At 65.1% G+C, this 21,155-nt stretch carries 20 protein-coding genes; 12 read left to right on the top strand and 8 right to left on the bottom strand.

The annotated features are described in order from the left end of the window. Window position 1 precedes the first annotated feature (1 nt). Window positions 2-1,111 (bottom strand): phosphate signaling complex protein PhoU, encoded by a 1,110-nt coding sequence (phoU, locus tag VN634_13475; GenBank protein HXC51893.1) that lies wholly within the window; start codon window positions 1,109-1,111, stop codon window positions 2-4. A gap of 222 nt (window positions 1,112-1,333) precedes the next feature. Between phoU and VN634_13470 the strand changes: the two genes are divergently transcribed. Genes VN634_13470 through VN634_13445 form a run of 6 tightly spaced genes read left to right on the top strand, consistent with a single transcriptional unit; the run spans window position 1,334 to window position 7,096 of the window. Beyond that, on the top strand, window positions 1,334-1,801 hold the full coding sequence (locus VN634_13470) for an OB-fold domain-containing protein (protein HXC51892.1): 468 nt from the start codon (window positions 1,334-1,336) through the stop codon (window positions 1,799-1,801). Beyond that, window positions 1,798-2,322 carry a Zn-ribbon domain-containing OB-fold protein gene (locus VN634_13465; GenBank protein HXC51891.1) on the top strand — a complete coding sequence of 175 codons (525 nt, stop codon included), beginning with the start codon at window positions 1,798-1,800 and terminating at the stop codon, window positions 2,320-2,322. The genes VN634_13470 and VN634_13465 overlap by 4 nt, the downstream gene beginning before the upstream one ends. Before the next feature lie 52 nt (window positions 2,323-2,374). After that, on the top strand, window positions 2,375-3,442 hold the full coding sequence (locus VN634_13460; protein ID HXC51890.1) for a thiolase domain-containing protein: 1,068 nt from the start codon (window positions 2,375-2,377) through the stop codon (window positions 3,440-3,442). Continuing rightward, on the top strand, window positions 3,442-4,599 hold the full coding sequence (locus VN634_13455) for a thiolase domain-containing protein (GenBank protein ID HXC51889.1): 1,158 nt from the start codon (window positions 3,442-3,444) through the stop codon (window positions 4,597-4,599). The genes VN634_13460 and VN634_13455 overlap by 1 nt, the downstream gene beginning before the upstream one ends. Next, window positions 4,596-6,242, top strand: a complete 1,647-nt coding sequence (locus tag VN634_13450; GenBank protein ID HXC51888.1) for an acyl-CoA synthetase — start codon at window positions 4,596-4,598, stop codon at window positions 6,240-6,242. The genes VN634_13455 and VN634_13450 overlap by 4 nt, the downstream gene beginning before the upstream one ends. 41 nt (window positions 6,243-6,283) lie before the next feature. After that, complete coding sequence (locus VN634_13445; protein HXC51887.1) at window positions 6,284-7,096, top strand: crotonase/enoyl-CoA hydratase family protein; 813 nt, start codon at window positions 6,284-6,286, stop codon at window positions 7,094-7,096. Window positions 7,097-7,099: 3 nt separating this feature from the next. Here VN634_13445 and VN634_13440 read toward each other — a convergent pair whose 3' ends face one another. The 3 genes from VN634_13440 to VN634_13430 all read right to left on the bottom strand — a co-directional run bounded on the left by VN634_13440 (window position 7,100) and on the right by VN634_13430 (window position 10,194). After that, a complete protein-coding gene (locus VN634_13440; protein ID HXC51886.1) occupies window positions 7,100-8,329 on the bottom strand; it encodes a zinc dependent phospholipase C family protein in 1,230 nt (409 codons plus the stop codon). A 272-nt stretch (window positions 8,330-8,601) separates the two neighbouring features. Then, window positions 8,602-8,796 (bottom strand): ferredoxin, encoded by a 195-nt coding sequence (locus VN634_13435; protein ID HXC51885.1) that lies wholly within the window; start codon window positions 8,794-8,796, stop codon window positions 8,602-8,604. 33 nt (window positions 8,797-8,829) lie between these two features. Further along, window positions 8,830-10,194: a cytochrome P450 gene (locus VN634_13430; GenBank protein ID HXC51884.1), complete on the bottom strand. Its 1,365-nt coding sequence runs from the start codon at window positions 10,192-10,194 to the stop codon at window positions 8,830-8,832. 199 nt (window positions 10,195-10,393) lie between these two features. On the opposite strand from VN634_13430, the gene VN634_13425 reads away from it, so the two are divergent. After that, window positions 10,394-11,023: a TetR/AcrR family transcriptional regulator gene (locus VN634_13425; protein HXC51883.1), complete on the top strand. Its 630-nt coding sequence runs from the start codon at window positions 10,394-10,396 to the stop codon at window positions 11,021-11,023. An 11-nt stretch (window positions 11,024-11,034) separates the two neighbouring features. Here VN634_13425 and lnt read toward each other — a convergent pair whose 3' ends face one another. Further along, the gene (lnt, locus tag VN634_13420; protein ID HXC51882.1) at window positions 11,035-12,639 is read right to left on the bottom strand and encodes an apolipoprotein N-acyltransferase; all 1,605 of its coding nucleotides are present in this window, start codon (window positions 12,637-12,639) and stop codon (window positions 11,035-11,037) included. A gap of 35 nt (window positions 12,640-12,674) precedes the next feature. Between lnt and VN634_13415 the strand changes: the two genes are divergently transcribed. Next, window positions 12,675-13,262, top strand: coding sequence for a gamma carbonic anhydrase family protein (locus VN634_13415; protein ID HXC51881.1), 588 nt, complete (start codon window positions 12,675-12,677; stop codon window positions 13,260-13,262). 18 nt (window positions 13,263-13,280) lie between these two features. On the opposite strand, the gene VN634_13410 is transcribed toward VN634_13415, so the two are convergent. Then, window positions 13,281-13,694, bottom strand: a complete 414-nt coding sequence (locus VN634_13410; protein ID HXC51880.1) for a MaoC/PaaZ C-terminal domain-containing protein — start codon at window positions 13,692-13,694, stop codon at window positions 13,281-13,283. Between the two features lie 55 nt (window positions 13,695-13,749). After that, window positions 13,750-14,247, bottom strand: coding sequence for a MaoC family dehydratase N-terminal domain-containing protein (locus tag VN634_13405; GenBank protein ID HXC51879.1), 498 nt, complete (start codon window positions 14,245-14,247; stop codon window positions 13,750-13,752). Between the two features lie 328 nt (window positions 14,248-14,575). Here VN634_13405 and VN634_13400 point away from each other — a divergent pair, with 328 nt between their 5' ends. Together VN634_13400 and VN634_13395 are read left to right on the top strand one after the other, a co-directional pair. Next, window positions 14,576-15,763 carry a lipid-transfer protein gene (locus VN634_13400; protein HXC51878.1) on the top strand — a complete coding sequence of 396 codons (1,188 nt, stop codon included), beginning with the start codon at window positions 14,576-14,578 and terminating at the stop codon, window positions 15,761-15,763. Window positions 15,764-15,899: 136 nt separating this feature from the next. Further along, window positions 15,900-16,586, top strand: coding sequence for an enoyl-CoA hydratase-related protein (locus tag VN634_13395; GenBank protein ID HXC51877.1), 687 nt, complete (start codon window positions 15,900-15,902; stop codon window positions 16,584-16,586). A gap of 105 nt (window positions 16,587-16,691) precedes the next feature. Here VN634_13395 and VN634_13390 read toward each other — a convergent pair whose 3' ends face one another. Continuing rightward, window positions 16,692-19,334, bottom strand: a complete 2,643-nt coding sequence (locus VN634_13390) for a hypothetical protein (GenBank protein ID HXC51876.1) — start codon at window positions 19,332-19,334, stop codon at window positions 16,692-16,694. A gap of 199 nt (window positions 19,335-19,533) precedes the next feature. Between VN634_13390 and VN634_13385 the strand changes: the two genes are divergently transcribed. Next, entirely contained in the window at window positions 19,534-20,532 is a 999-nt protein-coding gene (locus VN634_13385) for a D-2-hydroxyacid dehydrogenase (protein ID HXC51875.1), read from the top strand. Between the two features lie 65 nt (window positions 20,533-20,597). Continuing rightward, the gene (locus VN634_13380; GenBank protein HXC51874.1) at window positions 20,598-20,936 is read left to right on the top strand and encodes a carboxymuconolactone decarboxylase family protein; all 339 of its coding nucleotides are present in this window, start codon (window positions 20,598-20,600) and stop codon (window positions 20,934-20,936) included. Window positions 20,937-21,155: the final 219 nt, after the last annotated feature.

Here is a 21,155-nt window from a genome sequence, read left to right as displayed (position 1 = left end):
GCTAGTTGGAAGTGCCGAGATTGCCAACGGTCCCGTGAAGGCTCTGTACGAGCCCCGTGATCCGTTCGAGCAGCTCGTCGAACAGGGTCGAGAGCGCTTCGGGGCCGGCATCGGCCAGTGCGTCGGGCATGTCCCAGTCGACGACCACGGTGCGGAATCCGAGCGTATGCGAGGCGATTTCGCGGGCGGCCTCCTGATCGACCGCCACGATGATGCGGAACCCGCTGAGCGAGCCGATCTCGGCCAGGCTTTTGGCGGGCTCGCGATCGCCGAGGTTGATGCCGCGCTTGGCGAGGAAATCGAGCAGCGGCGCATCGGGGGTTCCGGGGCCGGTGGTCGCGGCCGCGAACGCGAACTGGTTGCCGGCCACCGTGCTGGCGATCGCTTCGGCGATCGACGCCAGCGACGACGTCCCCGACGACAGGAACAGGATGCTCGCGGCGCCTTTGGACTGATGCTTCACGCTGTCGCCGGTCAGCATGTAGTAGACCTCTTCGCAGATGTTCACGGCCTGGTCGGCAACGCGCTCGTAGCGGTTGGCGACCGACAGCAGCGAGAACAGGTGCGAGAGCTCGTCCGATCCGACCGGGATCTCCGAAACCAGGCCCTGGTAGATTTCGTGGTGCAGGACGTTGGCTTCCGATTCGAGCGCAATGGTGCGCTTGGCCAGGTCCAGATCCTCGTCGAGAAACGAGCGAACGGCCTGGCGCATCATGTCAACAGCCACTCCAGCAATACGCTCGAATTTGTCGAATTGCTTCGGTTTTTCCGTACGGCTCAGGACGATGGCCTGGCGATTGATGCTCTCGGCGTAGTCGCCGACGCGCTCGAGCTCGGAGACGATCTTGGCGACCGAGTGCACGAAGCGAAGGTGCGTGGCGACGGGAATGTGCCGCACGATGAACTCGACGCACATGCCGTCAATGAGGCTCTCGAGGTCGTCGACGCGCGAGTCCCGCAGGATCGCGGCGTACGCGAGCTTGGTATCGCCCGTGTTCAGCGCCCGCACCGAGTCTTCGAGTCCGCGCAGGGCCAGATCCGCCATTTCGCGAACACGATCCCGGATGTGATGGATGTCGTTCTGGAGCTTCTCTTCCAGGTGAGAGGTCACACTCCAATCCTTTGAGTCGGCAGAAGGGGGCCGAATCGCCCGGGGCCGACGGCGCCCGGGGTCTAACGACTGGCGTTCCTCAAAGCAATCCGGCCCGCGGTGCGTTGCGCGGACGTGGCCGGCCCGCGCACGTGCAGGGTCGGCGCGCCGTACCAACAGGCGTTGGCAGAGAATCATGGTCCGTGTAGAACGTGTTCCACTTTTGGAGGTCCCCACATCCCGATGAGTCAGGACAAGCTCAAACATTACGAAGGGGTGCTCTCGGCGACGCACACGCTGGAGTACCCGTACACGCGTTCGACCGGCACCGTGGTCGGCACCTTCCTCGCGGGGCTCAAGGAGGGCCGGATCCTCGGCATACGAAGCAGCGCCGGGATCCTGGTGCCGCCGCCCGAGTTCGACCCGGACACCTGCGCCACGCTCACCGATCTCTGCGACGTCGCCGACACCGGAACCGTGACGACGTGGTCCTGGGTTCGCGAGCCGCGCGAGAAACATCCGATGAAGAAACCGTTCGCATGGGCGCTCGTGCGCCTCGACGGGTGCGCGAGCGCACTGCTGCACGCCGTGGACGCGGGCAGCGAAGACCGCATGAAGACCGGCATGCGCGTCAAGGCGCGCTGGAAACCCGAGCGCGTCGGAATGATTTCCGACATCGAATGCTTCGAGCCCGAAGGAGCCGCATCGTGAGCGGACAAGCTTCGACGACCGAAAAACGCGAGCTTCCGGCTCCGATCAAGATGGTGACGATCCCGAGCCGCCTGGATTTCACGATCACTCCGGGCGAAGCGCCGGCGCGTTTCCTCAAGGGCATGATGGAAGGGCGCATCCTTGCGGAGCGCTGTCCGCAATGCGGCAAGGTCTACATGCCGCCGCGCGGATCGTGCGCGACGTGCGCGATCCCGACCAGGGAACAGGTCGAGCTGTCGAGCAAGGGCACCGTGACGACGTTCTGTGTTGTGAACCTGCCGTTCTACGGACAGGCAGTCGAGATTCCGTACGTCTGCGCATCGGTGGTGCTCGACGGCGCGGATCTTCCGTTCTTCTGCCTGCTTGCCGAATGTCCGGTCGAAGACGTGCGCATGGGCATGCGCGTCGAAGCGGTCTGGTGCGAGCCGTCCGAGCGCAAGCCGTCGCTCGAAAACATCAAGTACATGCGCCCGACCGGCGAACCGGACGCATCCTACGAGTCGTTCAAGGAGCATCTCTGATGCGTATGGAACAAGCATCATCTCTGATGCGGTTGAACTGGAGTCATCTCTGATGCGTGACGTCGCCGTGATTTCCTTTGCCCAGGCGCCGTCCGTGCGCCGCGACATCGTGCACAACGAAGTCGAGATCCTGATGCCGGTCGTCGCCGAGGCCGTCGCTTCGTCGGGCCTGACGCGAGATCGCATCGGCTTTACCGTCTCCGGAAGCTGCGACTATCTGGCCGGCGTGCCGTTCTCGTTCGTGATGGCGCTCGACGGCGTCGGCGCATGGCCGCCGATCGAGGAATCGCACGTCGAAATGGACGGCGCGTGGGCGCTTGCCGAAGCATGGACGCGCCTGCAGCACGGCGACATCGACACCGCGCTGGTCTTCGGCTTCGGCAAGTCGTCGGTCGGCGAGCTCCCGGACGTGATGACGTTCCAGCTCGATCCGTACCTCGTCGCTCCGCTCGGGCCCGACGCGATCAGCGTCGCGGCGCTGCAGGCGCGTGCGATGATCGACGCGGGGCTGACCAGCGAGCGTGAAATGGCCGACGTCGCGATCCGCAGCCGCAAGGACGCGAAGTCGAACCGCTACGCACAGCTCAAGGGCGATTTCGCGGCCGACGAGCTGCTCGCGCAGCCGTGGATCTCGTCGCCGCTGCGCAGGCACGACTGCGCGCCGATCTCCGACGGAGCATCGGCCGTCGTTCTCGCCTGCGGCGACGTCGCGCGCGCACTCTGCGAGAAGACTCGGCGCACGCCGGCATGGATCCGCGGTCTCGACCATCGCGTCGACCCGCAGTCGCTCGGCCTCCGCGACCTGACGACATGCCCGTCCGCGCGCATCGCCGCGAAGAAGGCCGGCGCCGACAAGGGTCCGATCGACATTGCCGAAATGTACGCGCCGTTCACGCACCAGGAGGTGCTGCTTCGCAAGGAAATGGGCATCGGCGAAAACACACGCATCAACCCGTCGGGCGGCGCCCTTGCCGCCAATCCGATGATGGCAGCCGGCCTGATCCGCATCGGCGAGGCCGCGTCCGCGATTCATCGCGGCGAAGCGCGCCGCACGCTCGCGCACGCGACGTCCGGCCCGTGCCTTCAGCAGAATCTCGTCTGCGTCCTGGAGGGAGAGTAATGGCACGTCAGTGCGCAGTCATCGGAGTCGGCCAGACCCGCCACGCGGCCAAACGCGGCGACCTGTCGATGGTCGGGCTCGTGCGCGAAGCGGCGCTCGCGGCGCTCGCCGATTCGGGCCTCGACTGGAAGGACGTCGAAGCGCTCGTGATCGGCAAGGCGCCCGACATGTTCGAAGGCGTCATGCAGCCCGAGCTGTTTCTTGCAGACGCGCTCGGAGCCGCCGGCAAACCGATGATCCGCGTGCACACCGCAGGCAGCGTCGGCGGCTCGACGGCGATCGTCGCGGCGCACCTCGTGCAGTCCGGGCAGTTCTCTCGTGTGCTGACCGTCGCATTCGAGAAGCAGTCCGAAAGCGAAGCCACCTGGGCAATCACTCCGAAGATCCCTTTCCAGCCGCCGCTCGTCGCCGGCGCCGGCGGTTACTTCGCGCCGATCATCCGCGCGTACATCGACCGCTCGAAAGCGCCGGCGGATGTCGGGCTTCGCGTCGCCGTCAAGGACCGCAAGAACGCGATCCGCAATCCGTTCGCGCATCTGCACCTGCCCGACATCGACATCGAAACCGTCGCGAACTCGCCGCTGCTCTGGGATCCGCTGCATTACCTCGAGTGCTGTCCGTCGTCCGACGGCGCATGCGCGATGGTGCTTGCCGACGAAAGTGCAGCCCGAAAAGCGCCGGCCGCGCCGGCCTGGGTGCTCGGCACGTCGATGCGAAGCGAGCCGACGATGTTTCCCGGCCGCAACCAGATCAATCCGCGCGCGGGCCGCGAGTGCGCGCAGAACGTCTATCGCCAGGCCGGCATCACCAATCCGCGAAAGGAAATCGACACCGCCGAGGTCTACGTGCCGTTCAGCTGGTACGAGCCGATGTGGATGGAGAACCTCGGCTTCGCCGAGCTGAACGAAGGCTGGAAGATGTCGCTCGACGGCGTGACCGCGTTCGACGGTGACCTTCCGATCAATCCGTCCGGCGGCGTGCTGTCGTCCAATCCGATCGGTGCGTCCGGCATGCTGCGCTTTGCCGAAGCGGCGATGCAGGTGCGCGGCTCGGCCGGCGAGCACCAGGTCGACGGCGCGAGGATCGCGCTCGGCCACGCATACGGCGGCGGCTCGCAGTTCTTCTCGATGTGGATGGTCGGAGCGGAAAAGCCTTGAGCGAGGAACAGAAACAGCCGATGGAGCTGAACATCGCCGACCTTTTCGAGCTGGTCGCCGACACCGTGCCCGACCGCGAGGCGCTGATCTGCGGGACCAGGCGCTTCACGTACGCGGAGCTCGACCGCGAGGCGAATCGTCTCGCGCACTTTCTCGCCGATCGCGGCGTCAAGGCCGGCGAGCACGTCGGCATGTATCTCTACAACGGGCACGAGTACCTCGTGGCGATGCTCGCGGCGTTCAAGATCCGCGCAGTGCCCGTCAACGTGAATTACCGTTACGTCGAGGACGAGCTGCAGTATCTGCTGAACGACAGCGACCTCGTCGCGTTGTTCTACCAGAGGGAGCTCGCCGACCGCCTCGCCGCCGTGCGGGCGAACGCGCCGAAGATGCGCGTGCTCGTCGAAGTCGACGACACGAGCGCGCCGCGCGAGCTTCTCGCCGGCGCCACGCGCTACGACGACGCCGTGGCATCGTCGAGGCCGGAGCGCGGCTTCGAGCCGCGTTCGGGCAAGGACATCTACATCATCTACACCGGCGGCACGACGGGCATGCCGAAGGGCGTGATGTGGCGCCACGAAGACGTGCTCTATGCGGGCCTGCAGGGCGGCAATCCCGGCGGACCGCCGATCGAGCGCGGCGAGCAGCTCGCCGAGATCGTGCACAGCGGGATGTGCCTTACGTTCCTGCCGGCCGCGCCGCTGATTCACGGAGCCGCGGAATGGGCTTCGATCATCGCGTTCTTCGGCGGCGGCAAATGCATCCTGCAGCGCGGCAAGAGCTTCGATCCGAAGATCGTCGCGCGCCTGATCCGCGACGAAAAGGTCAATACCGTCACGCTCGTCGGCGATGCGATGGCGCGGCCGCTTGCGGAGGCCATCACGGCGCTCGGCGACGAGGCCGACATGTCGTCGGTATTCGTGATCGGCTCGGCCGGCGCGGTGCTGTCGGAGGCCGTCAAGGAACAGCTCCGCGCGGCAATCCCGTCGACGATGATCGTCGACAGCTTCGGTGCGACCGAAACCGGTCACCAAGGCTCGATGGCGCCCGGCACTGGCCACGGGGCGGGGCAGGGGCCGCTATTCTACATGAACGAGACCAACTGCGTGCTCGACGACGACAGAAAGCCCGTCGCGCCGGGCTCGGGCGTCGTCGGCAAGCTCGCGCGCCGCGGGCACATCCCGGTCGGTTACTACAACGATCCGGTGAAGACGGCGGCGACGTTCTTCGAGATCGACGGTGTGCGCTGGGTGATGCCGGGCGACCTCGCGACCGTGGAAGCCGACGGCTCGATCCGCGTCTTCGGTCGCGGTTCGGTGTGCATCAACAGCGGCGGCGAGAAGATCTTCCCCGAAGAGGTCGAAGCCGCGCTCAAGGCGCACGATGCCGTTCTCGATGCGGTCGTCGTCGGCATTCCCGACGAGCGCTGGGGACAGAGAGTCGCCGCGCTCGTGCAGCTGCGTCCCGGAGCCGGCGCGAGCGCCGAGGATCTCGAACGTCACTGCCGCACCAAAGTCGCCGGCTACAAGGTTCCGCGCGTCGTGCGTTTCGTCGAGCGCGTCGAGCGCCAGCCGAGCGGCAAGCCGGATTATCGCTGGGCGGCGAGCTACGCGGCCGCACAGGCGTCCGGCGCGGCGTCGTGACGTCCGCGTCTCCATCTTCGAATCTCAAGGAGTCTGTGCACGTGTCCGAACAACCCGCTCTTCTCGTCGAACGCGACGGCCACATCGTGACCGTCACGATGAACCGTCCCGAAGCCCGCAACGCGCTCAACCCGGAGATGATCTGCCGGTTGTCGGATGCGTGGGACATGATCGATTCCGACGACGGCGTGCGGGTGGCGATCCTGACCGGATCGCACGGTCATTTCTGCGCCGGTGCGGATCTGGACAAGCTGGTCTCGCGCTCGCTCAAGGGCCTGCCGCCGGAGAACGATTTCGAGCAGCGCATCCGCGACGACTACCAGGTGATCTTCCGCGGCCTGCTGCGCAGCCGTCGGACAATCAAGCCGCTGATCGCCGCCATCGAAGGCTCGTGCATCGCCGGAGGCGTCGAGATCCTGCAGGCCACCGACATCCGCGTGGCCGCTGAAAGCTCGAAGCTCGGCGTCTCGGAAGTGCGATGGGGACTGTTCCCGCAGGGCGGCTCGACGACGCGGCTGCCGCGCCAGATTCCGTTCACGCGCGCAATGGAAGTGCTGCTGACCGGCGACCACTACAGCGCGCGCGAAGCGCTCGACATGGGCCTCATCGGCCGCGTGGTTCCGGACGGTACTGCGCTCGAGGTTGCGCGCACGATCGCGGACCGCATTGCCGAGAACGGCCCGGTTGCGGTCCGCAACATCAAGCGCGCGGTGCTCGAAGCCGAGGGGCTGACCGAAGAAGCGGCCCGTGAGCTCGAGATGCGGCTCGGAATGGAAGTGTTCTCGACCGAAGACGCCAAGGAAGGTCCGAGGGCCTTCAAGGAAAAGCGCAAGCCCAATTTTCTCGGCCGCTGACGGCTAACGCTTCGCGAGCCGGTCGGGCGGATCGGTTGCGGCCTCGAGCCTGCTCACCAGTTTGCGTGCTTCGCGGATGCTCTTCTGCGAGGCCTCGGCTTCGGCGCGTCGCGCGCGGGTCGCGGTCGAAGCCACTGCGGGAGGCTCGGTCGAATAGAACGCCTCGATGTCGCGGCGTATCTCTGGCGTCGCGTTGCGGAAGTTGGCGCGCTCGAGTTTTCGCAGCCATTTCTCGTAGGTCTGGTCGGCAAGCACGTACTCTCCGAGACGAAGCGGCTTTCCGGTGTCGAAATTGCGGTTTTCCAGCTCGAGCTTTCCGCGGCGGGCATCCGCAAGAAGGCGGCGATAGTCGGAAACCGTGCGGTCGAAGCTCTCGACGTAGAGACGTTCCGCTTCGGGCGTGGGCGCCTCGAAGCCATAGGCTTTGAGCGGGCCGATCTTGGGAAGCACGCGGATGATCGCGCTCAGGATCTTCGTGCCTACGCCGGCGTGCGTATAGCTCGTGCCCCATTCCTTCTCGTAGTCCTTGACGGACATCTCGTAGACGAATTTTTCCCGGACGACTCCGGGGTTCGACTTTACGATTTCGTCCTTCTTGATCTGCCAGGCCATCTTCGTCGCGTTCGGCACCAGCGTGCGGACCGCAAAGCGGAACGAACCGATCGCGAAATCCCGATGATCGAAGATGTCATCCAGCGACAGTCCGTAGGTCTTGACGAACGTGCGCTCGAGAAGATCCTCGCACACTTCGAAGCCGATGAAGTCGTGGTAAGCCTGGGGAGCATAGCGGCCGCGCGCAGCCTGAAGCACGTCGAACGCGAACTCGGTCTGCGTGTGGGACTTGTCGTCGTCGGCGTAGGTGACGGTTTCCCCGTATTTCCTCCGCAGCTTCGGATACAGAAGGGCAACGCTGCGATTGGTCGCGAGCGAGTGCCCGTTGGAATCGCCGGGGAAGTGGGCGATCGCGCCGAGCGCGAACGCGTACTCGTCGAGCGTACGGGCATCGGCAATCAGATTCTCGATGAATTCGCCCGAGCGCGCGTAGTGGGTCAGGTCGGAGTAAAACGGCACTTCGAACGGGTAGTATCCGATGTCGATCACGATCACGCCGCCGTAGGCGAACGCGTGCGCCTTGCGGAGCTCGTCGGGGCTGGCTTTCGGGAAGCGGGCGAGGAGGGCAGGCCGGAGCGAATCGTCCCACACGCTGTCGATGACAGCTTCGTGGGTAAGCACGGAGTAAGCGGAAGCCGGCTTTGCGGCCGCCGACAGGACAGCAATTGCCGCAAGGCAATGCAGCAACGCGCTGGCGACCCGCCCGTGCCGGCCAGGCCGGATCCGCGGACTGCCCCATCTCTGCCGTCTCGACATCCGTCTTCTCTCCACGCAGCTCGATCGCGAGCTCTCCGCGCTGCGCGCGATGATCCACTCCCACTGTAACGGGGATATCGCCAGGTTGGCGATGCGACTTGCGAGAAAGGGAGCGGTCGAGGCAGCGCGCCGAAGAATCAGTCTTCGGCGATCGAAATCGCCTGCCGGGGACACAGCCGCACGCACTCCTTGAGCTTGGCGCGCATCTCCTCGGGCGGATGCTCGATCAGGATGTTCAGGTTGTCCTTGTCATCCACCTGGAAGACTTCGGGCAGGATGCGCATGCACACGGCATTGGCTTCGCACAGGTCGTAGTCGACGACGACTTTCATGGGACGTGACTGTATCGGCTTCGCGCTGCGTGGTTAAGCCGGGACCTGTCCGGAAGGACCGGTGTGAAAGGGGCATCCCGACGGGGCAGCTACGTCGGCAGCTGCCGCGCCGTTGGTCTCGGGCATTGCAAAGAGCTCCGAGGTGACCGTACCGCTGGCGTGCGGCGCCGGAGTACGACGGGCCGGCGTGTACCGGACCGGCATTTCCTTGATCCCCTGCACGAAGTTCGAGCGCAGGAACCGCATGGGGCCGGCCGGCTGCATGTCGGGCAGCCTCGTCAGGATCTCGGTGAAGATCGAGCGGAGCTGGGCGCGCGCGAAGCTTGCACCCAGGCAGTAGTGCTCGCCGATGCCGAGGCCGAGGTGCTCCGGGATGTTCCTGGTCACGTCGAAGCGATCCGGATCGGCGTAGATATCCTCGTCGCGATTGGCCGACGGGTACCACATGACGACCTTGTCGCCTTTGCGCAGCAGCTTGCCACGCAGCTGGAAGTCATCGGTCAGCGTGCGCCGGAAGTACATGACCGGCGGGTTGTAGCGGAGGAACTCCTCGACGGCATTCGGGATGAGCGACGGGTCTTCGATGAGCTTGCGGCGCTGATCGGGATGCTCCATCAGCAGGCGCATGCCGTGCGCGGTCATCGTCCGGGTGGTTTCGTTGCCCGCAACCATCAGCATCAGGAAGAAGTAGTTGTACTGCAGCGGGTCGAGCGACTGGCCGTCGACCTTGCCGTGGTAGAGCGCGCTCGCGAGGTTGTCCATCGGGCATTCCGACACCAGGTCGGCCAGCTTCTGCCCGTACATTGCGACTTCGGCGGCCGCCATGCGGCCTTCGTCGAAGGATCCCTGGTACTCCGGATCGTCGAACCCGACGAGCTTGTTGGTCACGTCGAACAGGCGCTGCTGGTCTTCTTCGGGTACGCCGACGATTTCCATGATCGTCTTCATCGGCAGCTGGGCAGCAACGTCCATGATGAAGTCGCAGCTTCCGCGCTCGGCGATGTTGTCGATGATCTCGCGCGCGAGGTCGCGGATGTGGGACTCGAGCCGGTCGATCATGCGCGGCGTGAAGTTGTGGGCCACCAGCCGGCGGTACTTGACGTGCTGGGGCGGGTCCATGTTGAGCATCATCGAGCGCGACCCGTGCAGATCATCGCCGGAGAGCTCGAAGATGTTGGTGCCGCCCTCCCATGACGAGAACAGCAGGGGATTGCGCGACATCATTTTGACGTCTTCGTACTTGGTGATGTTCCAGAAGCCGCGGCCGTTACGTTCGACCTCGTGGCGGGTGTCGTTCCAGTGCACCGGATCTTCGCGGCGCAGCGCGCGGAAGAACTCGTGGGGGAAGCCGCCGTCGAAACAATCCGGATTCGAAAGGTCGAGATCGACAAAACTCATGATCGAAGGTCCCCCTGTTTGGTCTTGGTTCGCGTCACGTCCTAGACTCGCGCCCGCCTCGGGCCTTGGATGGAACGGCAGCCGGATTACCGGGTCTGGATGAATGACGCGCCATGAACGAACGTTTGTTGGCTAACAGGTTTTACACGGCGCGGCAAGGCCTCGATGGGCTCAATCGGCCGAAAAGGGCACCCGACGGATGATTAACGAAGCTTTGGACACGGCCGATGCCCGTACGACCCGGGAGCGCATCCTCGATGCGGCTGAGCAGGTGTTCGCCGAGAAGGGCCTCGGGGCCGCCCCGGTGCGGGACATCGCCGCGCGCGTGGGCCTGAATCCCGCCAGCCTCTACAACCACTTCGCCGGCAAGGAAGAGCTCTACGAAGCGGTTCTCGATCGAGGCCTGACGCCGGTCCTGAAGATGCTGTCCGACCTGCTGGTCGGCGAGCGCACGCGCGACGATGACGATCAGGCCATCGACCAGGTCGTGCGGCACTTCGCGCAGAGCCCCAACCTCGCCAAGCTGATCCACTACGAAACACTGGCGGGCGGCGAGCGCATCGCGCGCATCGCCGGCCGGTGGTTCGAACCCGTCTACCAGCGCGGCATCGATGTGCTTCGCGCAAGCCGTGCAGCCGAGCTGTGGCCGGAGCACGAGCTGCCGCTGCTGCTGCTCGGGTTTCAGAATCTCATTGTCGGGTACTTCGCGATGGCACCGCTCGTCCATCAGGTCTTCGGCGTCGATCCGGTTTCCGAAGAAGGGCTCTCACGGCAGATGGCTTTCCTGCACAAGGTCTCGCACCTGCTGATCCCACCGCGCGAAGGCTGAAGCGGCGGCGGCTATCCGGAGCGAGCCGGGCGCAGTGACAGCGCGAGGCACAGCAGCGCGACCGCTCCGGCAATCCACGCGATGATGTCGCCACGCTCGGCGGTCATCGTGATCGTTCGTGGCGGAGTCGGAATCTGGAAGATCCGAACCGCTTTCTGCCGGTGAATCGTGTAGCCGATTTCGGCTCCGTCCGGGCCGATCGCGCCGGAGACTCCGCCGTTTGCGGCACGCACCATCGAGCGCCGGAACTCGACCGTCGCGAGCGAGCTCATCGCAAAGTGCTGCTCGGGGCCGGCGCCGCCGGCGAACCATGCATCGTTGGACAGGTTGACGAGCAGATGTGCGCCGGCAAGGACGGCGGCGCGCGAATACTCCGGATAGATCGCTTCGAAGCAGAGCAGCGGCGCGAGCTGCCAGCCGTGCACATCGAACAGGACCGGCAGTGCGCCGGCCGTGTATTCGACCGTCTCGCGCTCGCCCGCGGCCGCGACCGGCGCACGTTCGACGAACGGGAGCAGGCGCCGCTTGTCGTACGTCTTCGGGTCGGGAATTCCCGGCGAGAAGAAGTACACGCTGTTCAGCAGCGCCGCGCGGCCGGTCGATGTCGGCTGCGTCCGCGGGGCGCCGAGCAGGATGGCCGCGTTGAGCTTCGTCGAAAGCTCGACGAGACGCGCGCGCGCCGAAGCGTCGGCGTCGAGCAGAAACGGTGCGGCGCTTTCCGGCCATACGACCACGTCGACGGTTCCAGGAACCAGCGATTCGGTTGCCGACACGTAGCTGTCCCAGTGCTCCATGCGCTTGGCGGGATCCCATACGTCGCGGCTCGGGATTTCGGCCTGCACGATCGCAACCCGCAGCGGCTGCAGCGGCGCAAACGAGCGATCTCCGTAGCGGGCGATGATTCCGAGCAGCGCGAGCAACAGCGGAGCCGCGACCACGATGCGCGTGCTGCGCAGCACATCGCGCGTTCCGAGGTCGGGCTGAAGCGCCACGCCGATGGCCGAGCCGCAGATCGCCGCAATCCAGCCGAGCAGCCACACGCCGCCGAACGCCGCCGCTTCGCGAATCAGCGGAATCCCCATCAGGCCCTGCCCGAGCAGAGCCCATGCGTTCCCGACCGGATCGGCCGCGCGCAACGCTTCGAGCGCGATCCAGACCGACCCCGCACCGAAGATCCGCACCAGAGGCGGCGTGATCGAAAGCAGCCGTATGGCGGTGAATGCGGGAACGTAGAACAGCGCGACGTAAAGCGCGTTGATCGCGAGCGTGAACGAGAACGACCACACGCCGCTGCGGTCGAAGTAGTCGACGGCTGCGGCGAACATCCACGGACCGACGATCGCCATCGACGCGCAAAGCCCGAACGCGAAGCCGCACAGCGCCGCGCGGCGAAGCGTGCAGGGAATGCGCGGATCGGCGAACACCAGTACGACCGGCGTAAGCGCAAGGAACGACAGTGCGCTGGCATGGAACGGATCGTAGATCAGCGTGAAGATCACCGTCGCGACGGCGACCGACGCGACGTGAGGCAGCCACGCGGGCGGCCGGAACGAGGAGTCGGCCATCGTCAGCAGGCCCCACGCAACGGTCGCGCTCGTTTCGCACCGGCGGGCCATTGCGAACACGGCGCGGCTGCGGCATCGCAGTGCGCATGAACTCGAAGATCGACGATCGCTTCCCGGGCGTTCGCATCGCCGCGTCGGCGCAGATCTACGGCAAGGTTGCGATCGGCCGCGGATCGTCGCTGTGGCCGAACGCGGTCCTGCGCGCCGAGAGCCAGGAGATCCGCATCGGACGTCTGACCAACATCCAGGACTTCGTGATGCTTCACATCGGGTACGACCATCCGACGGTGATCGGCGACTTCTGCTCGATCACGCATCATGCGACCGTGCACGGCGCGACCGTAGGCGACGACTGCCTGATCGGCATCGGAGCGGTCCTGATGGACGGCGTGGTGCTCGGTGCGGGTTCGATTGTGGCAGGCGGGTCGGTGCTGAGCGAAGGCTCGCAGTTTCCTCAGGGCTCGATCGTCGCCGGCATTCCGGGCAAGGTCATTCGCAGCCGCGACTGTGCGCGTGCAAACCGGATGAACGCCTGGCTGTATCATCGAAATTCCCTGGCCTATGCGAGCGGCGACGAGCGCGCGTGGGACGGCCCCGAGTTCGAGGAGTGGAAGAAAACGCTGCTCGCCGAAATCGAACGCGACGCCGATCGCGCGCGGCTCCGCGAGATCTGAGCGCGCGGCCGCCTTTCGCTACGCGAACACTACGGTCGCCGCGCCCGGCGTCGTCTTCTTTCCCTCGGCGTTTTCCGCCCAAATCTCGAGATCGACGACTTTTTCCCCGCCGTCTTCGGACTTCTTCTTCACGACTCCGCGGCAGACGAATTCCTTGTCGGGAAGATCCATGCCGCGGTACTGGCACGAGAGCTTTCGAATGCGTCCGGCGTGACCGACCCAGTTCGAGACCAGCTCGCCGAGCGACGCGTATTTGAAGCGCCCGTGCACGATGATCGAGCCGATCTGCCTGGCCTGCGGGAAGTTGTAGTCGTGATGCAACGGATTGAAGTCGCCGCTGCCGGCAGAATATTTGACGAGAGTCTGAAGGGTGGGCTTCTTGCGAAGCTCGGGCAGCTCGTCGCCTTCCTTGATGTCTTCGAAACGGGGCATGCGTGGTCTCCGTCGCTCGCGGTGCGGCCGCGTTTCCGCGTCCGTCGTCCGATCGTCAGTAGTAGATGACCTGCGAAGTCTGTCTGGCGGCGAGCTTGCCGCTCGCCTTGTTCGTGTAGGTGGTTCCGACAGTGACGACGAGCATTTTTCCGCCGAGCGCCGTGCTGTTCGCGACCTTCATGTCCTCGAGCTTCTGCACGGCCACCAGCGTGTCACCGGCGCAGATCGGTTCGAGGTATTCGGTCTCGGTGCCGCCGTCGAGAAGGCCCTTCAGGCCATGGTTGACCGACGGGATTCCTTCCGTCGGTCCGCTGAACGTATCGCTCGAGCGGCCGGGCAGAAACACCGCCGAGCCGAGATAGGTCGGCGGCGCCGGCAGGTTCGGATAGCCGGCCTTCCGCGCCGCCTCGACGTCGTAGTAGACCGGATCGGTGTAGCCGACGCCGCGCGCGAACATGCGCACGCTCGTCGTCGTCACCTCGAAATCCCACGGCGGGGATTCCTTTCCGATCTGGGACTTCATTTCGTCGGTCAGCTCGATTTTTTCGGCCACGGCTTCTCCTCTCGCCGGTCGGGATCCGGAAGGCGGCGGATTCAACCAGCGCGCCCCGGGCAGCGCAACGGACGGGTCGGCCGGCATGCGGCCGGAGGCAGGGAGCAGGGACGCCCGAAGCCCGGTGATTCGGGCATCTGCACGCAGCCTGTCCGCGTGCTCGCTTTCGACGGGGTGTTCGGATAACTGCAAGATCGTGCACCACGGGCCCCGACGGCCCGGACCACATCACCGGCCGATGCCATCGCACGGCCAGGGACCATCGGCCGTGAGAAGCACGGCCTCTAACAAAGGCCTCGCGAAGCGGGACCGAGAAACGGAGATCTCCATGGGCAGGAAAGTATTCGTCGTCGGCGTCGGCATGACCAAGTTCGAAAAGCCCGGATCGAAAGCCTGGGACTATCCCGACATGGCCAGGGAAGCGGGAACCAAGGCGCTCGCCGATGCAGGAGTTTCGTTCGACAAGATCGACCAGGTCGCGGTCGGCTACTGCTACGGCGACTCGACCGCCGGCCAGCGCGCCGTCTACGAGCTCGGGATCACCGGCGTGCCGATCTACAACGTCAACAACAACTGCTCGACCGGTTCGACCGCTCTCTTCATGGCCAAGCAGTTCATCGAAGGCGGCCTCGCCGACTGCACGATGGCGCTCGGCTTCGAGAAGATGGAGAAGGGCTCGCTCGGGATGAAGTTCCAGGACCGCACCAACCCGATGGACAAGCACTTCGGCGAGATGGTGTCGCTGCGCGGTTTTGCGAGCGCTCCCGGCGCGCCGCAGTTCTTCGGCAACGCCGGAATCGAGCACATGGAGAAGTACGGAACGACCGCCGAATCGTTCGCGCGCATCGGCCAGAAGAACCACAAACACTCGGTCAACAACCCGTACTCGCAGTTCCGCGACGAGTATTCGCTTCAGGACATCCTCAACGCGCCGACCGTCTACGGCCCGCTCACCAAGCTGCAATGCTGCCCCACGTCCGACGGCGCGGGCGCCGCGATTCTCGCCAGCGAAGACTTCGTCAAGAAACACGGCCTCGAGAAGAACGCGGTCGAGATCGCCGGCATGGCGATGGCCACCGACTTCCCGTCGACGTTCGAAGAGCATTCGTGCATCAAGCTGGTCGGTTCCGATATGACGCGCACGGCCGCCGAGAAGGTCTACAAGCAGGCCGGCCTCGGCGCGAAGGACGTCCAGGTGATCGAGCTGCACGACTGCTTCTCGTGCAACGAGCTCATCACCTACGAGGCGCTCGGCCTTTGCGAGGAAGGAAAAGGCGGCGAGCTGATCGACTCGGGCGCCGTCACGTACGGCGGCAAGTGGGTCGTCAATCCGTCGGGCGGGCTGATCTCGAAGGGACATCCTCTCGGCGCCACCGGCCTCGCGCAGTGCGCGGAGCTCAACTGGCAGCTTCGCGGCGAGGCCGACAAGCGCCAGGTCGCCGGTGCGAAAGTTGCGCTCCAGCACAACCTCGGTCTCGGCGGCGCGGCCGTCGTGACGATGTATCGCCGCGACTGAAGGCTCTTCGATTCTTCGTCCGCGTCGATTGCCATTTGTCGGCACGGACACATCGGGCGAAACGTTCCAGCGCCTGCGGCATCCACACGATGTCGCGGGCGTGGGAACCGCCGACTCGCGAGAAGGAGGGGACAGCATGGCCGAGCTCGACCTGAGCCGTGACGGCGACGTCTTCGTGCTGCGCATGAAGACCGGCGAGAATCGTTTCAATCCGGATTTCATCGGCGCAATGAACGCGGCGCTCGACGAGGTCGAAGCCTGTCGCGGCGCCGCGGCGCTGGTGACGACCGGGGAAGGAAAGTTCTACTCGAACGGCCTCGACCTCGACTGGCTCTCGCAACAGGAGCACGCCGATGCGATGAGGTTCCTCGCGACCGTGCTCGCGCTGTTTGCGCGCATCGTTGCCTTTCCATTCCCGACCTGCGCGGCGATCGGCGGCCACGCATTTGCCGGCGGCGGCATGCTCGCGCTCGCGCACGACTGGCGCGTGATGCGAAGCGATCGCGGCTTCTTCTGTCTGCCCGAGCTCGATCTCGGAATGCCGCTGGTGCTCGGCATGACGTCGCTCATCAAGGAGAAGATCGGCCCGCGCGCGTTCCGCGAAACGGTGCTGACGGGCGGACGCTTCGGCGCCGACGATTGCGTGCGGATGGGAATCGTCGACCAGGCAGCGGCCGACGCCGAGGTCATTTCGAGCGCTGTGGAACGGGTGCGACCGCTCGCCGGCAAGAGCCGCGACGCGTGCAAGGCGCTCAAGAAAGGTCTTTACGCCGCGCTGCTCACGGATCTGACGTGCACGGACGCCGTCGCGATGCCGAAGTAAGTCCGACGCAAACGACGACGCCCCGGGCGCGCGAGCACCGGGGCGTCGACTCGATCCTCGGCGTGGAGGGTTTGCCCGCCGCGGATCTTCGTAACTGTTACGTCGTTACGGGCAGCTTCCGCCTCCCGGCGTGTATGGAGTCGTCGGGGACGTGGAGCAGAAGCTAGTGAGCTCCTGCTGCGCGACCTTTCGGACCGCTCCGGGAAGTCCGAGAACGTTGTTCACTCCGGCGTTCGCGGTCGACGGCAGGCAGTGCGTTTCGACGGCCACAGGGTGCTGCGGATCCGGCGATCCCGTCGCACTGATCGTGCCGGCGAAACACTCTCGCCGCTCCGTGATCGTGCAATCCCCGGCATCGACACCGACATTGAGCGGATCACAGTCCGTGTTCGAGCCGCACGCGAGCATGCCGCTGCCGTCGGCATGCACGATCGCGTCGCAGTAGAAGTCGTCCGGGCCGGTCGTGCACTGGCCCTCGCCACCTCCAAGATCCGTGCATGCGAAACCGTCGCAGGAGTTGGGCTCGGAATCCTGACCGAAAGAATCGGTAGAGCACGTGGATGCAGTGCAAGGGCCGAGGTCAGGAATTTGCCTGCAGTCGCTGTTGGACGTGCACGTGACGGACAATGCCTGCGTGCATCGGTGGACGCTCGGCGAGCAGGTGCCGGCCGCGACGTTCTGGCAGTCGAGGTCCGAGCTGCACGTCAGGCTGCTCGATCCGGCACACGTGCTGGCGACGCCCGAACAGTCGGAGTCGCTGTTGCATCCTTGCTCCGACCCCACGCAGACGCGGCACAGGCAATTCTCGTCCGGATCGATCCCGCACGGCACGGTTGCCGTCATGGAGCTCGATCCGGTCGTGAGCACGTAGTCTTGCGGCAGCCCGGTACCCGATACGTTTTTCCCGATGTGTGGCAGGCAGTCGTAGCTGTAACCGCCTCCTCCCGCGGCGTCGGCATGCGCCGGCAGGCTCGAGTTGGTCGCGTCCACGTCGCAACTCGCTCCCGCGTTTCTGCCGCCGATGCAGAGCCCCCCGCGGATCTCGTCCCCCGGTGTATCCTGAATGCACGAGTTCCCGACGTCGCAGTCGCTGTCGATCGTGCATGCGAGCGCGGAGTTGTTGCTGCAGACGCCGCCGCATACCGGACACGGCCGAACGACGAGGTCCCCGAGGTAGGTGACGAGCCGCGTGTGCATCGCCAGCGCACTGCTTCCGGAATCCACGTTGAGGGTGCCGGCGATGTCCTGCGAGAGCTTGGTGAGCAGGCATGCCGGCGTTCCGCCGAAGACCAGCGGAGTCGGCGTGTCGACGAAGCAATCGCATGCCGCCTGGCCAGAGCACGTTCCCGTGCAATCCGCGTTGGTGCTGCACATCGCATTGTTGCTGCACTTGGTAAGCGACGAGCACGCGCTGCCCGGACAGTCGGCATTCGACGTGCATGTCTGCGAGGACGGAGACAGGCAGTGGCGGGCACAGCCTCCGGACACCGAGCACTCCGCGTCGAGCGTACATGGAAGACCGCGTTTCGGGCCCGGGCCGCACATCGGGCAATCGGCGGAGGAATCGGACATGCCGGTGCAGACGCCGTTCGAATTGCTGCAACGACAGTTGTCGGCGGCGGGGTCGATACCCGCCACTGCGCACTCGCCGCAACCGGGGCCCGCCGGTCCCGGGCACGACAGCAGGACGTCGAGCTTGTCGCCGTCATTCGTGTCTTTCCCGTGACCGATGCCGGACGTTCCGAGCGCCAACCGTGTCGCAGTCGTGCAGCGCCCGGCCAGCGAATCGCAGGTGCGCGGAGCGTCGCAATCGACGTTGGAGCTGCAGGTCGAACCGTATCCGGCATCGGTGACGATTTCGGCGCTGCCAGGGCATGCCGCGATGGACGAAGGAAGCGTCGTGGTCGTGGTGGTCGTCGTCGTTGTGGTGGTCGTCGTGGGAAGCTCGAGGTATCGCGAAACCAGAAGCTGGGCTGAGTTGTCCGCCTGGAGTGTCACGCAGGATGCAAGGCTGGCGGCGCTCAAGGATCCGCCGCAGGGATCGAGCGCAGGAGTCAGGGTCGCATCGGCGCACGCACCGGTCGCGATCATGTCATACGCGCGGCTGTGGGCCGTGCTGATGAGCGAGACATACTGTGTGTCCGTGCAGTGATCGATGGTCGTGATCCCGCTCTCCTCATCGGTGGTCTGACACGTTGCGACGGACTTCAGCGCGGAGGTGAGCAGTTTGGCGCTGGCCTTGATGATCGACTGGTGGCAGCGGATTTCGCCGTCGGTAAGCGACGCGTTCGCCGGGGAACCGTAGGCCTCCTCCGCGAATGCCTTGAGCCTCGCATGGTCCATGCAAAGGAGGCAGGTCGCGACGTCATCAAACGTCGAAACGCTTGGAGCGTCCGTGTCGCAAGGAATCGGGCAGCTCGCATAGAGTGCGTCCGCCGGAGCGACGTTCTCGCATTTCTTTTCGACTGAGGCAGTGAACTTGTTTCTTGCCACCTCGATTTTCCCGCCGATATCGGCGGTTATGGAGTCGTTGCAGTCGCTCGAAACGTCGGTGCCGCCGTTTTCGGTCTTGTGGCAGCTCGCGAGCCCCTTGAGGACGGATTTGGTCAGTTTGACGCCGGACTTTGCGACAGCCGCGCGGCAGCGGAGCGTGTCGCTGTCGAAGGCGGCGCTGGCCACTCCGGAAGTGAACACGAGAATTGTACCAAAAGCGGTCGAGGTAAGGATGAGCCGCGAGTAGTGCGCCATGAGAAGCTCCTTTTTGCTGACGAACCGAAAATCGGTCCTGATCCCCCGCGAGATCACGACCGGTGGACCGCGTCTTACATCGGGGGTCGACGCTACGGCAACAGGGAATGTCCGGCTGTTACTTTCATCACCAGACTCGCGACTTTGTTGACTTTTCTGTCAGTGTCCACGCGTCATCCTCGCGATGGCAGCGTGTTTCGTGATTCCGGCGAAGGATGACGGCTCCGCCTCGCCGCGGTTCTCAAAAATCGTCGTGCTCGACGGCGCGACGCTCGATCCCGGCGACAACTCATTCGAACCGGTCGCCGAGCTCGGTCCGGTCGAAGTCTACGATCGCACGCCGTTCGACCTCGTCGCCGTCCGGGCCCGTGGCGCCGATGTCATACTGACCAACAAGACCGTCCTCGGTGCGGATGCGTTCGACGGCCTTCCCGGCCTCCGGCTGGTCTGTATCCTTGCCACCGGCGTCAACGTGGTCGATGTCGCGGCTGCGACCAGCCATGGCGTGACGGTCTGCAACGTTCCGGGTTACGCGGCGGAGTCTGTGCCCCAGCACGTCTTCGCGCTCATCCTCGAAGTCACCAATGCCGTCGGTGAGCATGTCGCCGCGGTCCGCGATGGCGAATGGGCTGCCGCGAAGGATTTTTCGTTCTGGAAACGGCCGCTCGTCGAGCTCGCCGGAAAAACCATCGGCATCGTCGGGCATGGAGCGATCGGAAAGCGGGTGGGCGAGCTCGCCCATGCATTCGGGATGCATGTGCTCGCGTACAGCCCGACGCGCAGCAACGCGCCGTCGTATTCTGATTTTGCCTGGACAACGGTCGCGGACCTGTTTGCGCGCTCGGACATCGTCACGCTGCATTGCCCGCTGACGCCAGACAACGAGCGGTTCGTCGACGCGGCGCTGCTCGCGACGATGAAGGACGGCAGCATCCTCGTGAATACGGCCCGGGGTGCGCTCATCGATGAGGTCGCGCTCGCGGCCGCCCTCGACGCCGGTCGTCCTTCGTACGCGGCGCTCGACGTGCTATCGACCGAACCGCCGCCCGCTGCGCATCCGCTGGCATCGCATCCGAAGGCGTTCGTGACGCCGCACATTGCATGGGCAGCGCTGGCGGCGAGAAAGCGTCTGATGGAAGTTACCGTCCGCAACATCCGCGCATTTGCGGAGGGCCGCCCGCAGAACGTCGTCCGCTGAACTGCCGACGCCGTGCCGGCAACGAGCAATGGACAGCGACGTGCTGCCACGAAGGAGAGATCGCAATGGATCGACCGGCGCCGAAAACCTACGCGAGCTTCGTCGAGGAATTTCCAAAACTCGGCGAGGCCTGGGAAGCGATGCGTGTTGCAGAGGAGGCTGGACCGTTCGGCCCTCGCGAGCTTCGCCTGCTCAAGCTTGCCGTCGCCATCGGTGCGGGCAAGCAGGGTTCGGTGCATTCGAGTGTGCGAAAAGCCAAAGGGGCAGGGTGCAGCGACGCAGAAATCCGCCACGTCGTCGCACTAGCCGCCAGCACGATCGGACTTCCACCCGCGGTTGCGGCGTACTCGTGGGTGGTCGAAGAGCTCGACAAGAAGCGCAGATCCGAGCCGGAATCCGCATGAAAACACTCGCACGAGCCTTGACCTCGAACGCATGACCGCGTACAAACACGATCGTCATGTTCGCCGCCGCCAAAAACCTTCCAGTAACGTCGCAGCACATGCGTTGGCATGGCGCTGAAGCGTCGCGGTTGGTCTGACGCGCTGAGCATCACCGACCGCAACCCTTCGCCGAAGCCGGCCGAAGGTTGAAGCGGTCTTCTCCTCCTCCTTTCCGCTTTC

It is taken from the genome of Candidatus Limnocylindrales bacterium, from assembly GCA_035571835.1.
GTDB lineage: Bacteria > Desulfobacterota > Binatia > UBA1149 > CAITLU01 > DATNBU01.
The sequence above is the reverse complement of the archived record's forward strand: the minus strand, read 5'-3'. Positions and strand labels throughout refer to the sequence as shown.